This is a genomic window from Candidatus Krumholzibacteriia bacterium, assembly GCA_035649275.1.
Taxonomy (GTDB): domain Bacteria; phylum Krumholzibacteriota; class Krumholzibacteriia.
In genome coordinates, this window is the sequence record DASRJW010000120.1 from 1 (window position 1) to 14149 (window position 14149).

10 protein-coding genes are annotated in these 14149 nt (G+C 68.4%); 4 read left to right on the forward strand and 6 right to left on the reverse strand.

The window, feature by feature from the left end; translation table 11 throughout:
• Both VFE28_12910 and VFE28_12915 read left to right on the forward strand, forming a co-directional pair.
• Positions 1-598, forward strand: a 598-nt coding sequence (locus tag VFE28_12910; GenBank protein ID HZM16894.1) for a hypothetical protein, incomplete at its 5' end; no start/stop codon positions are given.
• Positions 599-614: 16 nt separating this feature from the next.
• Positions 615-1058, forward strand: coding sequence for a hypothetical protein (locus tag VFE28_12915; protein ID HZM16895.1), 444 nt, complete (start codon positions 615-617; stop codon positions 1056-1058).
• A gap of 94 nt (positions 1059-1152) precedes the next feature.
• Here VFE28_12915 and VFE28_12920 read toward each other — a convergent pair whose 3' ends face one another.
• Genes VFE28_12920 through rlmN form a run of 3 tightly spaced genes read right to left on the reverse strand, consistent with a single transcriptional unit; the run spans position 1153 to position 4325 of the window.
• Positions 1153-1680: a DUF1697 domain-containing protein gene (locus VFE28_12920; protein HZM16896.1), complete on the reverse strand. Its 528-nt coding sequence runs from the start codon at positions 1678-1680 to the stop codon at positions 1153-1155.
• 12 nt (positions 1681-1692) lie between these two features.
• The gene (locus VFE28_12925) at positions 1693-3288 is read right to left on the reverse strand and encodes an ATP-binding protein (GenBank protein HZM16897.1); all 1596 of its coding nucleotides are present in this window, start codon (positions 3286-3288) and stop codon (positions 1693-1695) included.
• Positions 3285-4325 carry a 23S rRNA (adenine(2503)-C(2))-methyltransferase RlmN gene (gene rlmN, locus VFE28_12930; GenBank protein HZM16898.1) on the reverse strand — a complete coding sequence of 347 codons (1041 nt, stop codon included), beginning with the start codon at positions 4323-4325 and terminating at the stop codon, positions 3285-3287. Before rlmN ends, VFE28_12925 begins: the two co-directional genes overlap by 4 nt.
• A gap of 167 nt (positions 4326-4492) precedes the next feature.
• Between rlmN and VFE28_12935 the strand changes: the two genes are divergently transcribed.
• Positions 4493-5899 carry a sigma-54 dependent transcriptional regulator gene (locus VFE28_12935; GenBank protein ID HZM16899.1) on the forward strand — a complete coding sequence of 469 codons (1407 nt, stop codon included), beginning with the start codon at positions 4493-4495 and terminating at the stop codon, positions 5897-5899.
• 221 nt (positions 5900-6120) lie between these two features.
• On the opposite strand, the gene VFE28_12940 is transcribed toward VFE28_12935, so the two are convergent.
• Both VFE28_12940 and VFE28_12945 read right to left on the reverse strand, forming a co-directional pair.
• Positions 6121-7908 (reverse strand): NeuD/PglB/VioB family sugar acetyltransferase, encoded by a 1788-nt coding sequence (locus VFE28_12940; protein HZM16900.1) that lies wholly within the window; start codon positions 7906-7908, stop codon positions 6121-6123.
• Positions 7909-7914: 6 nt separating this feature from the next.
• Positions 7915-8556: a hypothetical protein gene (locus tag VFE28_12945; protein ID HZM16901.1), complete on the reverse strand. Its 642-nt coding sequence runs from the start codon at positions 8554-8556 to the stop codon at positions 7915-7917.
• Positions 8557-9207: 651 nt separating this feature from the next.
• Here VFE28_12945 and VFE28_12950 point away from each other — a divergent pair.
• Positions 9208-12273: a sigma 54-interacting transcriptional regulator gene (locus tag VFE28_12950; protein ID HZM16902.1), complete on the forward strand. Its 3066-nt coding sequence runs from the start codon at positions 9208-9210 to the stop codon at positions 12271-12273.
• Between the two features lie 736 nt (positions 12274-13009).
• Here the strand turns inward: VFE28_12950 and VFE28_12955 are convergent.
• The gene (locus VFE28_12955; GenBank protein ID HZM16903.1) at positions 13010-14149 is read right to left on the reverse strand and encodes a glycosyltransferase family 4 protein; all 1140 of its coding nucleotides are present in this window, start codon (positions 14147-14149) and stop codon (positions 13010-13012) included.

The window sequence follows — 14149 nt, forward strand, 5'->3', positions numbered from 1 at the left end:
CCCCGACGAGAGAATCCTGGGGGCAGCGGCCCAGCCTTCATCCATTGCGCTGATCGACTTTCATGATGAGCGACCTTACGGAGACGCTGCAAAGGAGAGGGCATGGCTTGTCCGCTATGACGCGGTGAAGGTCCCAGCGCCCGAAGGGGGTTCGCCTGCTGAGGTCCTCTTGTTCTTGGTGTTCCGCCAATCAGGTGGACTGCTCGCGGCGTTTACGGAGACAGCTCCCATCTGGGCGAAGCAGGGATGGAACTCCGAGCAGATTACCGAGCGTGCGGCAATGGCTTGGGAGTTCTTTCCACCGGACTACGCGACGCTGCGCTCGTCCGTGGTAGAAGTGCTCCAAGTCGTTTGGAAGCGCGAGGGCGTGGATCCGACGCAGGCGGGCCAAATCACCATCCGTCCCAGGCAGTTCATGCGAAAGGGGCGCGTCGACACTAAGACTCGTAAGCCGATACCACAGGCTAAGGTCAATGGATGGATGGTCGAGATTCTAGGGACACTGAACGGGTTCAGTTCTCACGGCGCGCCGATGAAAACCCACCTTGTCATGTTTCGTGACGGTGATCTTGTATTCTCCGGAGGTGTGCGGCTTTGAATCGACGCAGGTACGCGTGGAGGGTGAGCTGGCGGAAGCACTGGTGGTTCGCGGCGTGGGAAGAATCGAGCGGAAGCGCATGCACTGGAGCGGTTGGCTCGTCGGCGCGCTCATGGTCCTGCAGGCGGGCTGGATGGCGTTCGACGGCACCCGCGCCCTCCTCGTGGGTGACTTCGTCACGCCGCGCTCCGGGCCGCACGCCGGGCAGCTGGGTCCGTGGTCACGCCTCGCCCGCGCCGCAGGTATCGAGCCGCGCTCGACGCTCATGAAGATGATCTTCGTCGTCTACGGTGTCGCGGCGCTCGGGGTCAGCGCGGTCTTCCTCGCCGGTGGCGGCCGCGCCTGGATGGCGATGCTGCTGGCGGCGGTGGGCGGCCTCTGGTTCGCTCCCATCGGCACCGTGATCGACGTCGTCGTTGTCTTGCTGCTCTGCCTCGGGCCGCTGCGGCCCGGGAGTTGAGGCAACGCGCTCGTGCGGTGAGTTCGACCGCTTCGGCAGCTTCCTCACCTTGCGTCGATGCGGGCGAGACGGAGCCAGGAACCGGGCCTCGACTTCATTCGTCCAGCAGGAGGCGGTGGATCTTGCCGATGGTGTCCCAGTTGCGCGTCGTGGCCGCGACCAGGAGCTTCTTCTCCACGACCTCGTTGGGATAGAGCCTGGCCCGCGCGGTGCGCCGCCACCAGCTGAGCACGAATCTCCCCTGCACCCCGAGAAGCTGGACCTCCCAGTCCTTGCCGGTGGGCTGGGTGTAGGGCAGTGGCGGCAGCTTCGACGGACGCCGGGACAGGACGCTCACGAACGGGCGCAAGTCCTCGCGGGAAGAGAGGGGCGGAAACGGCGCCGCCGTGGCGAGGTCGATGACCTCGCTCCCACGGCAGAGCATGAACTCGGTGTCGAAGGGCAAGCAGCGGCGCAAGGCGGCGCGAAACGTCGCTTGGCTGACCGCCTTCCGCACCACGAAGGTCCCGGCGGCGCCGACGTTGACGACGTCGAAGGCCGACAGCTCCGCGGCCACGACGGCGGGGCGGAAGACCTTGTGCCCACCCACGTTCGCCCCGCGCAGGAACGCTACCAGAGACATCGGTTGCCCTCCTCAGGTCGCCGCCTGGGCGGCGCGTAGGCGGACGCGCACCCAGGCACCACCGCCATCGCGGTTGCCGGTGCTGATGTCGCCGCCGTGATCCTCCAGGATGCGGCGCACGATGGCGAGGCCGAGGCCGCTGCCGGTGGACTTCGTCGTGAAGGTGGGATCGAAGACGTGCTCGCCCACGTCCAGAGGGAAGCCGCAGCCCTGGTCGGCGAAGGTGAAGGTGACCATACCCTCCTCGCCGCTCCACACCACGTCGAGCTCGCCGCCCTGGGGCATGGCCTCCACGGCGTTCTTCACCAGGTTGGTGAACACCTGCCGGATCTGATCGCGGTCGGCGAGAACGTGGGGGACGCCGTCGAGCTGGGCGTGCAGCTGCACCCGTGGCGTCGCCGAGTACAGCTCCAGGACCTGTTGCAGGATCTCCGCCGGATCGGTGCGTTGCAGCCGCGGCTTGGGCAGGCGGGCGAAGCTGGAGAACTCGTCGGCGAGCCGCTTCAAGTGCGAGGTTTCTTCCAGGACCGTGTCGAGGCACTCGCGCACTACGGTGTCCTCAGGGTCGAGACGCTTGCGCAGCCGGTGGATGGAGAGAGTGATCGGCGTCAGCGGGTTCTTGATCTCGTGGGCGAGACGGCGCGCCACGTCCTGCCAGGCGGCGAGGCGGGTGGCTCCGACGAGCTGCTCGTGGCTGCTCTGCAGATCCCGGCTCATGTGGTTGAAGCCGCGGGTGAGGCGGCCCATCTCGCCTCCCGATCCGGTCGGTACTTGCTTGCCCAGCTCGCCCGCGGCGACCGCGGCGAAAGCTTGCTGCAGTGTCTCGATGGGACGGGTCAGACTGCGCGCCAGCAGGAAGCCGAGGCCGAGGGCGAAGCTCAAGAAGACGATGGCGAGAACCACGAAGGAATAGACGAACTTCAGGATCTCCTGCTGCCGGAAGCGGAGCTGTTGCATACGCTGGTAGCTCTCCCGCACGTCGTTCATGGCCTGCGCTTCGTTCTCGTCCACCTGCACGGCCACCATGGCGTAGTAAGGTTCGCCGCCCAGCTCCACCGGACCGGCGACGCCGACGACCACGGAGGTTCCGTCGGGGGCGGGGACGAGCTGCGGCGTCCCGGCGCCGGAGCGTTTGCCGGGAAGGACGTCGTGCACCAGCGACGCAGCCTGCGCTTCGGTCCACGGTCCGTGACGGGCGCGCACGGTCTCTTCCCCCGGAGGGCCGGCGCAGTACAGCGCCTCGTAGCGCGCCTGCAGGAGATCGGCCAGGTCGGTGGCGCCGGCGGCTTGCGCCAAGCGCAGGCGTTCCAGCGCCACGTCGGCGGCGCCTTTGGCGAGAGCGTGCCGCTCGGCGAGGACGTGCCGGGCGAGATACAGAGTGCTCTCGAGAGAGGAGAGGATGCCGTGGGCAGCCCAGGTCTGCGGTTGCAGCTGGCCCCAGAGCAACGTCACCAGGCTGAGCAAGGTGGGAACGAGGGCGACGGAGACGAAGGCGACGGCGAGCCGCGTGCGCAGCGTCCGCTGTTCGCGCAGCACGAGGACCGCCAGGCCGAGCAGCGCCAGCGAGGCCCCGAGAGCGACGATGACCAGAACCCGTTCCAGGTTCAAGACCCGACTCCCGCCGCTTCCTTCCCGAGCAGCTGGCCGCATGCCGCTTCGATGTCCAGGCCCATGCTCCAGCGCACCGACACAGAGCGGAAGGCGCCCTCGAGGCGGGCGGCGAAGGCGCGCACCCGTTCGGCTTCGGGCCGGTCGAAACGCAGCCGCGGATCGGGATTGAAGGGGATCAGGTTGAGCTTGAAAGGCCCCGGCGGGGTGCCGAGGGCCCGCAGACGTTCCGCATCCTCAGGTCGATCGGTGACCGCGCGCAGCAGCACGTATTCCAAGGTGACGTGGTGCTTGGTGCGACGGGCGAAATACGCCGCGGCCTCCAGGGTTTCGCGCAACGTGTGGCGGCCCGAGACCGGCATCAAGCGCTTGCGCTCGACGTCGTCGCTGGCGTTGAGCGAGACCGCCAGCTTGACGCGCAGATCCAGGTCCGCCAAGCGGCGGATGGCGTCCGGGATCCCGGTGGTGGAGACGGTGATGCGCCGCGCCCCGATGTTGCCGAGGCGTCGCGCCCCGAGCACACGGATCGCCTGCACCACGGCGTCGAAGTTGTCCAGCGGTTCCCCCATGCCCATGAAGACGACGTTGAGACCCGCGGCGCCGACGAAGGGGCGCACGTGCAGCACTTGCTGGACGATCTCGTCCGGGCTCAGCTGGCGCACCAAGCCGCGCCGCGCAGTGAGGCAGAACTTGCAGGCGAAGCGGCAGCCCACCTGCGAGGAGATGCAGACGGTGTGATGTCCCGGCATGGGCATGAGCACCGTTTCCACCGCGGCGCCGTCGGCGAAGCGGAGGAGGAACTTCCGCGTCCCATCCTGCTCCGAGAGGCGGTGCAGCGCTTCCGCCACCGGCGTCAGGTGGAACTCCCCCTGCAGGCGCTGGCGTAGGACGAGGGGCAGATTACGCATGCCGGCCAGATCGGCAGCACCCTTGCGGTACACCCAGTCGGCCAGTTGCGCGGCGCGGTAACGCGGCAGCCCCAGGGTCTGCACCTGCGCCTGCAGTTCCTCGTAGGTGAGCGCTTTCAGGGCGAGCAAGGGACTCTCCAGGGAGGGGGGCGTGACCACCTTGTGGGCGCCGGACGAAGCGCTTCGCTGGCGACGGCGGCCCCGCGGTCGCACCGCGCTCCCTTAGGGTAGGCGCGGCGGTCGCCGCCGGCAAGCGGCGCACATCGCGGTCGCGTCGCACGGGGATGCTAGAATGCGTGCGCCGTGCGCGTCCGCGCGCGGGGAACGGGGCCGACGTGGCGACGCGCATTCTGATCGTGGACGACGAGGAGAGCATCCGCAGCTCTCTGCGCCGGCTCCTGGAATACAAAGGTTACGAGACGCTGGCGGCCGAGGATGGGCCGCGGGCGCTGGAGCTGCTCACCGACCAGAGCGTGGACGTGGTGCTGCTGGACATCAAGATGCCCCGTATGGATGGCATCGAGGTGCTGCAGAAGATCCGGGACGGCCGCGCCGACGTCTCGGTGGTGATGATCTCGGCCCACGGCACCATCGAAACGGCGGTGGAGTGCACCAAGAAGGGCGCCTTCGACTTCCTCGAGAAGCCCCTGGACCAGGAGCGCTTGCTCGTCACGGTCCGCAACGCCGTCATCCAGCGTCAGTTGGTGCGTCGCAACCGGGAGCTGCAGCGCACCCACCCCGGGCGCGACGAGATGGTGGGGTCCAGTGTCCGCCTGGAGGAGATCCGCGCCACCATCGACCGGGTGGCGCAGACCGATGTGCGCTTGCTGATCGTGGGTGAAAACGGCACCGGCAAGGAGTTGGTGGCGAGGGCGGTGCACGAGCACGGTCGCCGGGCGAGTGAAGCCTTCATCGAGGTCAACTGCGCCGCCATTCCGGAAGAGCTCATCGAGTCGGAGCTCTTCGGTCACGTGAAGGGCAGCTTCACCGGGGCCATCGCCAACCGGGACGGCAAGTTCGAACAGGCCGACCGGGGCACGCTCTTCCTCGACGAGATCGGCGACATGAGCCTGGCGGCGCAGGCGAAGGTGCTGCGGGTGCTGCAGGAGGGCAAGTTCGAGAAAGTCGGCGGCAACGAGACCTGCGTCGTGGACGTGCGCGTCATCGCCGCCACCAACAAGGACCTGCTCGGCGAGGCGCGGCGGGGCAGTTTCCGCGAGGACCTCTACTACCGGCTCAACGTCGTGCCCATCTACGTGCCGCCGCTGCGCGAGCGCCGCGAGGACATCCCGCAGCTGGTGGAATACTTCCTGGGCCGTGTCGCCGATAGCCTGGGGCAACGGCCGAAGACCGTCGCCCCCCACGCCCTGGACATCCTGATGCGGCATGCCTGGCCCGGGAACGTCCGGGAGCTGCGCAACCTGGTGGAGCGCATGGTGATCTTGTCGCGGGGGGAGCGCGTCGAGGCGACAGAGGTCTTTCTCGAGCGCGACGCCGGACCGCGCACGGAGATGGACGATCTCTTCGGGCACCAGACCTTCCAGAACTTCAAGGACGACGCGGAGCGCCGCTTCCTGGTGCGCAAGCTGGCGGAGAACGACGGCAACATCAGCAAGACCGCGCGCGCCCTGGAGATGCAGCGCAGCAACCTCTACAAGAAGATCGAGAAGTACGGTCTCGATACGCGTTCACTTTCAGACTGAGTACGACAGGCGCCGTGCCCGCACCAAGAGGCCGGCGGGGGACGCTCGTCGCGCGCACTCCTGCGCGCTCCTCGCTCGACACGATGCCCTGCTCGCGCCTCCATGCGCTCGCCACGGGCACGTGACGCCCCCGCCGGACTCTTGGTGCGGGCACGGCGCGGGACGCCAACATGCTGAAGCGAGTGCAACCGATGGGTCGAGACGCGCTGCTCGACCGATCCTCAAGCGCGCGGCAGCTGCGAGATCGCAGGCGTTGGGCTCGCCGGTGCGGCAGGCGGAGCGGGGGGAGGAGTGCGCACCGGGCGCGCCGGCACGCCGACCACGGTGGTGCCGGCGGGGATGGCGTTCACCACCGCAGCGCCGGCGCCGACGATGACGTCGGCGCCGATCTCGAGGCCCTGGATGACGCAAGCGCCGATGCCGAGGTGGGCGCGTTCACCGACTCGGACGTTGCCGGCGAGGCGGGCGCCGGGCGCGACGTGCACCAGGTCGGCGAGGACGCAATCGTGGTCGACGCTGGCGCTGGTGTTGACGATGACGCCGCGACCGAGTCGCGCTCCCGTGTTGACCACGGCCCCGGCCAGGAGGACCGTGCCGGCGCCGAGCTCGACCCCGCGTCCCACGGCGGCGCTGGGATGCACGATGGCGGGCAGTTCGTAGCCGAGCGACGCGAGATGGGCGATCCAAGCTCCTCGCGCCGCGGCGGCACCGATGGCGACGACAGCACGCCGGGGCGTCTCGCGTTGTTCGACGACCTCGCGGCCACCGAGGATCCGGTAGCCGAGGAATTCTGTTCCGGGGCTGGCGGCATCGTCGAGAACTCCGGCGATGGTGAAGCGCCCTTCCTTCTCGACGGCGTCGATGACGACGCGGGCGTGGCCGCCGGCGCCGACCACGAGGAGCGGCGCCGCCGGCTCGGTGCGGCTGGGCGATCCGGCCTCCACGGCGTCGTGCGCGAGGGGGCGCCTTGGTGTCCGCACCGGTTCGACCCACCGCGGCAGCGGAGCGGGCGAGCGCGGCGCCTCGCTCTCTTCTCCACCTACCGCCGCGGACTGCATCGTGCCCCTCTCGGCACGTACTGAGGTGGACTGCATCTCGTCCCTCTCTGCATGCATCGGCGCAGACTGCATCTCGTCTCTGTCTGCACGCATCGGCGTGGAGCTGCTCGCAGCCGGTGGGACGGCAGCTGAGGTCACTGGGTCGCGACGCGTGGGAGCCGGCGTGCGGCTCGAGCGAGGGGAAGTGCTGGCGGGCTGCAGGGTTCCATCGGCACCGAGGCGGAGCACGCGACCTTCGCTGTCGGTGGCCAAGAAGTCGTCGTCACCGGGAGCCGACGCGACGGGAGGCGTGTCGCCGGCCTGCAGCAGTGAGTCGTGGGCGGGCAAAGGGCCGTCGGTGCCCGCGGGCAAGAAACCGTCGTTGCTGCCGCCAGCGGCGTAGATGCCGCGACCGCGCAGGACCACTCCCAGGGTGCGCATGAGGATGCCGAGATCGAGGCCCAAGGTGTGGGTGCGGACGTACTCGAGATCGAGCTCGATGCGCTCGGCCCAAGAGATGTCGTTCCGGCCGTGCACCTGCGCCCAGCCCGTGATGCCGGGGCGGAAGAGGAGACGGCGGCGCTGCCGCGGTGTGTAGGCATCCACTTGATAACGGAGGGTGGGACGCGGGCCGACGAAGCTCATCTCCCCGAGGAGGATGTTGAGCAGCTGCGGGAGCTCGTCGAGACCGGTGCGGCGCAGGAAGGAGCCGAGGCGCGTGATGCGCTCGTCGTCAGGCGCGGTGGTGACGCCGAGACCGTCGCGCTCTGCACCATTCCGCATGGTCCGGAACTTGAAGATGGTGAAGGGCTGGCCGCGGGCGCCGATGCGCTCCTGGAGGAAGAACGGACTGCCGGGGCTGTCGAGCCGGACGGCGAGAGCGATGAGCCCGAAGAGGGGGCTCGAAAGCAGGAGGAGGACGAAGGCGAAGACCCGGTCGAGGGCGTACTTCACGGTGCGGCTCGGATCCATGCTGCCTCAGTGCTCCGTCTCGCGCGCATCCACCCAGTCGAGGAGTCGGGAGAAGTCGAGAGTGCCGGTGGGGGTGGGGTCGTGCGGCCAGACCTGCCAGCCTGCCCGGCGGGCCGCCTCCCGCTGCGGACCCGGTTGAGCGACGTGCACGCAGGCAGAGGGCGGGAGTGCCAGACGGCGAGCCAACCAGCGGAAGGCCAGGCAGCGACCGGGACGGGCGCACCAGCCGAGAGACTCGGCCCAAAGCCTGGTGGTGACGAGACGACCCAGGTTGCAGCGGTCGAGGAGCGCATCCATGACCGCAGGCGAACCGCTGTCGAGGAAGCCGAGCTGGCAGCGGGCCGCCAGGGCGAGCAAGGCTTGCCGGGCTTCTGGATCCAGGACGAACGCGGGAATGGCGTGGCGGGCGGCGAGAACCGCAGCCCGTACCCGCTGGGGCGGGAGGGTGCAATCCAGGTCGCGGAGGGTGCGCGAGACCAGGGCACGAGGGCCGGTGGCGGCGAGCCTGCGCTCGGCGGCAGCGAGAAAGAGGGTCGGCGGCACACCCTCGGCGGCCAACCGTTGCGCGGCCGCGGCGATGGCTGCCTGCTGGAACGACCGGCTCGGAACCAGAACCCCCTGCACGCCGAGGATCACGGCGTCGAGCATGCTCCCCTCCAGGCGTGGGTTCACCCTCGCCGAGGGCAAGTCGCATGCCCCAGCGGAACGGCTGGAAGCGCAGGAAAAACAGGGGCATCCTTGACTTCGCCTTTCCCCCTGTTAATATTGCGAACAAGCCCGCTTCCGAACACCCACGGACGGATCGACTTTTCCGCGGGTGCAGGTTCGCAAGGCTTCGGTGCCGCATCGTTCCAGGCGTCAGCGGGGACTTCGAGAGCCTGGGGCATCGAAGTGGAAGGAGTCGGGGCATGATCCATCGCACCGCTTGGGCGTGCGTGCTCATCGCTACCCTCCTCGTGGTTTCTGCCTCTGCTTCTCCGACAAGCTCACGACGTGACGACGCGGTGACGGCCCTGCAGCCGGGGACTGTGAAGACCCCCAGCATTGGGCCGCAACCGCCTGCCGACCCAGTTCCCATTGCAGGTTCCGGCCCCGGCGACGACGACTTGCCGAATCGGGGCGGGATCGGTCCAGGGCCGGTAGTTCCCACGATCGGCTACACGGATAGCAGGACGTTCTGGAGCCCGAGGGGCTTGGCGGCGTGGCTCAAGCAGCATGTGGTGACCATCATGCGAGCCTGGCGCTGAACAGCCGGCTCGACCGAGACAAGTGTGACTCCCGATCTCGCCGGGGGCGTCCATGTTGAATCGGGATCGGCACGATCCTCCTGATTTCGAGGGCAAGCCACCAGGGGCCTCCCTGGGTGCGCTGGAGGAAGTCGGGGACTTCCATCTGGCCTCGGACAGCTACGGGGCGGCGCTGGAGTACTACAGCACGGCTTGCCGCGAGCTGGGTTCGGGCGACGAGTTCGACGCCGTCGCCGCCGCGCGCTTGAGCCGCAAGATCGCCGATTGCTATCGCTCCAAAGGGCTACTCGAACAAGCCTGCGTCGAGCTCGAGCGCGCCGGACAATTCCTCCAAGGTTACGAATCCGAGCTGGAGCAGGGCATCGTGCTCCGCTGCCGCGCCGAGGTCCTCGTCGCCCAGGGCCAGGCGGAGGCGGCGTTGCGCGACGCTGAGCAAGCCATGGAGCTGCTCAAGGCGAGCGCCGCGCACGCCGAATACGCTCGCTCCCTCACCATCGCCGCCGAATGTCACGGCCGCCTCGGCCACGCGGCGGAGTACGAGCAGCTGAACCTGGACGCCCTGGCGACCTACCGGCGCATCGAGGATCAAGCCGGGGTCGCCAACGTGCACGCCAACCTCGGCATCGTCTACAAGAACGCTTGCCAATGGGACAAAGCGATCCGGGCTCTGATGCAGGCGAAGGATCTGTGCGAGAAGCTCGGCTTGACCCGCAAGCTCGCCCGCACCCACGGCAACCTGGGGATCGTCTACACCAAGACCCGCGAGTTCGACGAGGCGGTCTCGCATCTGCGCCGGGCGCGTCGGTTGGCACAGCAGCTCGGCGACAGCGCCACCCTGGTGGGTGTGCTCAATTCCATGGGTCGCGCCCTCGTTCTCGCCGGCCGCTACAACCAAGCGGAGAAATACCTGCTGCAAGCGCGGGTGCTCGCCGAGAGGCATCACTTCGCCCGTTCCCAGGCGCTGACCGACGAGTTCCTCGGCGACATGATGCTCGCCCAGGGCCGGCTCGACGAGGCGCGGGAGAACTACGAGAGCGGCCTGCGCAAGGCCCGGGCCCTGGCGCCGAAGGGCGACGTGGTGGGCGAGTTGCTGCGCCGTCTCGCCGAGCTGGAGCTCCGGAGCGGCCTGCGCTCGCAGGCCGTCGCCACGGCGCGCCGCGCCCTGAAGATCTGTGAAGGCTGCGGTGAAGAGCACGAGATCGGATTCATCTACCGGATCATGGGAAGGGCGCAGGTCGAGCTCGGCCGCCCCCGTCTGGCGGTGGAAGCGTTCCTGCAGAGCGTCGAAGCTTTCGAGAAGACGCGCAATCCTTACGAGCTGGCCTGGAGCCGCACCGCGCTCGCCGCAGCGTACCTGACCCAGCAAGGGCGCGAGCCCATGCTCCGCGCCGGTCGCGAGGCCCAGGCAGCGGTGGAAGCCTTCCGCCGCCTCGAGGAGGATGCGGGCTACTGTCACGCCGGCATCGTCCTGGCGCAGGCGCACAAGGGGCTCGGCAATCACGACGACGGCCTGCTCGTGCTCTACGATCTGGAACGGGTCTGCGAAGAGTGCGCCGACCCGGAGCTCCTGCTCCAGGTGCAGGCGTTGCGCAAGGACTTCGAGGGCGCCTTGGTGGCGGGCACGAGCGGCGCGGCCAACCAGCTCAATCTGTTCAGCGAGCTGTACGCCCTGGCGAATCCCGCCCACAGCTTCGATGAGCAGCTGCAAGTCATGCTGCGCTCCCTCAGCAATCGCACCGAGTGCTCCGCTGCTTTCCTGGCCGTGCTCCTTCCGGATCGCAAGGAACCCTTGCTGAAGGGCGCCTATGGTCTCGAGCGCGGCGAAGCGCAGGCGCTGGCGCGCACCTTCGTCGACGCCGGGCTGGAGCCCTACGTTTCAACCCGGGTGCAGGAGGCGCTCGGCGAGCGCCACCCCGAGGTGGTGCGCCGGGCCGGCGCCATCTGCTGCCAGCCGCTGCGCTTCGAGGAGCGCCGCCTGGGGATGCTGTATTTGGAACGTCCGCGCTCCCAGGGACCCGCCGCGTTCAGTCAGGACGAGGTGGATTTCATTGCCACCTACGCCAACCTCGCCGGCGTCGTTCTCCTGGAACTGTTCCGCGAGGACTTCAAGGAACCCGAAGCCGAACCGGCCGGCTCGACGCTGCACCCGGCGCTGCGGCGCATCATCACCTCCGACCCGGCCATGTATCAGGTGCTGGCGCTGGCGCAGAAGGTGGCGCGCAGCAACTGCAGCGTCCTCATCTCGGGCGAGACCGGCACGGGGAAGGGGCTGCTCGCCCACTGCCTGCACCTCATGAGCGACCGCGCCGGGCGCAAGTTCATCGCCCTCAATTGCGCCGCCTTACCCGAGCAACTCCTGGAGAGCGAACTCTTTGGCCACGTGCGCGGCGCCTTCACCGGCGCCGAGACCACCAAGATGGGGCTCCTGGAGGCGGCGAACGGCGGCACCGTGTTCCTGGACGAGGTGGGCAAGACCTCGCTCTTCATGCAGGGGAAACTGCTGCAGTTCCTCGATTCCTCCGAGGTCCGGCCGGTGGGGGCGAACGAGTTCCGCAAGGTGGACGTGCGGGTCATCTGCGCCTCCAAGAGCGACCTCCGCCGCGAGATGGAGGAAGGCCACTTGCTCGAGGACCTGTACTACCGGCTCAACGATTTCCCCATCACCATCCCGCCGCTCCGGGAACGCAAGGGGGACGTGAAGCACCTCATCGAACACTACCTGCGCCGCTCCGCCGCGGAGTTGCACAAGAACATCCCCGCCTTCTCGCGGCAGGCGATCCACCTGCTGCAGCAGTACTCGTGGCCGGGCAACGTCCGGGAGTTGGAGAAGTGCGTGAAACGCGCCGTCATCCTCGCCGACGAGGGGCGGCCCATCACCGCGCAGCACCTGCCCGAGGAGCTGAAGGCGGCGGGGCTGCCGCCCGAAGCGACGGTGCTCCGCGAGGGGATTTCGCTCCGCGCTCACTTGGCGCGCGTGGAGGCCGAGGTCATCGGCGACACCATGCGCCGGGTGGCGGGGAACAAGTCCGAAGCCGCCCGCGTTCTCGGCATCAGCTATCCCAACCTGCTGCAGAAGATCAAACTGTACGGTTGCAGCGTGCCCCGCGCCTCCGACTGAACCGCCTCGCGCACCTACCTCCGCCGCCGTTGCCCGCTCTTTCGTCCTCCTCGTCTTCGTGGTCCTGCGGCTCGCTCCGTTTTCGACCCGTGACGAGACTTGGTTCCTCACGGGCACCCAACAATAAAAATCCTTGCCAGTGTGACAGGTCGTTTTTTCAACGACTTACAGTCCGAGGACCGAAAGGGTGTAAAAGCGCTTGCTGCACCTGCGATGGGACGACCGGCGCGAAATCTTCGGCGAGCCCCCCGAGGGGGTGCAAGTGTTTGCTGTCTTTACCGTTAATTTTCGGCGCTGGAATGGCATGAAGGGTGCCTTGCTCAGGTTGCAAAGCTCTTGGCCGGTGAAAGAGCTAGCAGCCGGTCAGGAACAATCTCAGCGACCGACGGGTCGCTCAGAGAAACCAGCAGCCGGGGCCGGGGTGGACACCAAAGTGGGGATTGGTGCTCTATCCCTGCCTCAGCTGGTTAGACCGACGAGGCGGGAGTGAGGCGGTAGGGCGCGAGGGCCCGTCGGTCGATGCGAGTTTTTCGGTGCTCCTCCGTATCAGCGGAGCCCCGGAGGCCGAGGGCCGGATTGAGGCGAGGATCCGGCTGGATCACGTTGGGTTTCAATACTCTCCGTCGTCGTTCTTCGGTCCTTCGGGAAGAGGCCGCCACGAGCGTGGCGGCCTTTTCTTTTCCCCGCCCCGGCCGGGTCCCTCCAGCATGGGCGCAAGCCGCTGCCACGGGGCTCTTCAGCCGACCGGTCTCGCGCTGGAAGCGGGGTTGAGGCTCCGGAGGTAAAGGCTGAAGGTCTGCAGCATGGTCTCCAGGCTGAAGTGATCGCGGATCCGGCGAGACGCCGCCGCACCCAAGCGACGCCGTAAGTCGGCGTCCGAGAGCAAACGCCCGAGGGCTCCCGCCAAGGCCCCCACGTCACCCACCGGGACCAGGAGACCGCACTCGTCGTGCACGATGAGCTCGGGAATCCCTCCCACCCTAGTCGCCACCGGCGGGACGCCGAGCGCCATGGTCTCCAAGAGCGAAAGCGGCAAGCCCTCGGCCTTTGAAGGCAGCGCGGCCAGGTCGAAAGCCGCCAGCAGCGGCGCCGGTTCGGCGACGTAGCCAGGCAGGTGGAGGCGGAGGCCGTGCGCTTGGGCGAGGTCCTGCAGCCGCCCCCGTTCGGGGCCTTCGCCGAGAATCGTGAGCACCGGTGCCGGGGCGGGGCGCAAGCGTGCGACCGCGAGCAAGAGCTGATCGAAGCCTTTGCCAGTGACGAGTCGTCCCGCCGCACCGAGGAGCGTGTCGTCGTCGGCGACGCCCAGGGAGCGGCGGGCCGCGGCGCGTTCGGCGGCGGAGACCTGGGGGATGCGAATGCCGTTGGGGATCACCGTGATCCGCTGCGAGGCCACGCCCTGCGTCGCCCGCATGCGCCGCCGCGAGGCCTCGGAGACCGTGACGATCCCGGTGCAGACGTGCAGGGTCCAGGTGTCCACGATGCCGTAGAGGAACTTGCGCAGCGCCGGCATCGTGGCTTCTCCCGCCAGCGGCGCCGGGCGGGAGACGACGTGCGGCACGCCACGGGGTCGACAGGCGCGGCTAGCGAGGAAGTCGTAGCGCAGGCCGTGGCTGAGCACGACGTCGATGCCATGGGCCTCGATGAAAGCGCCGAGCTGGCGCACCCAGGCGCGGTCGAAGCGCCGCTGCGGCATGGCGGAGAGCACTGCGCCCGTCCGGGAGCGGAACCACGAGGCGAGGGCGCCGCTCTCCGGATACGCGACGTAGTGGGCGAAGTCGAGGCCGGCCACCAAGGTCTGCGCCACGCGCTCGACGCCGGTGACGCCGGAGGCGGGGTCCGCAGCTCCACCCACCACTTGCAGGAGACGGAGCGGCAT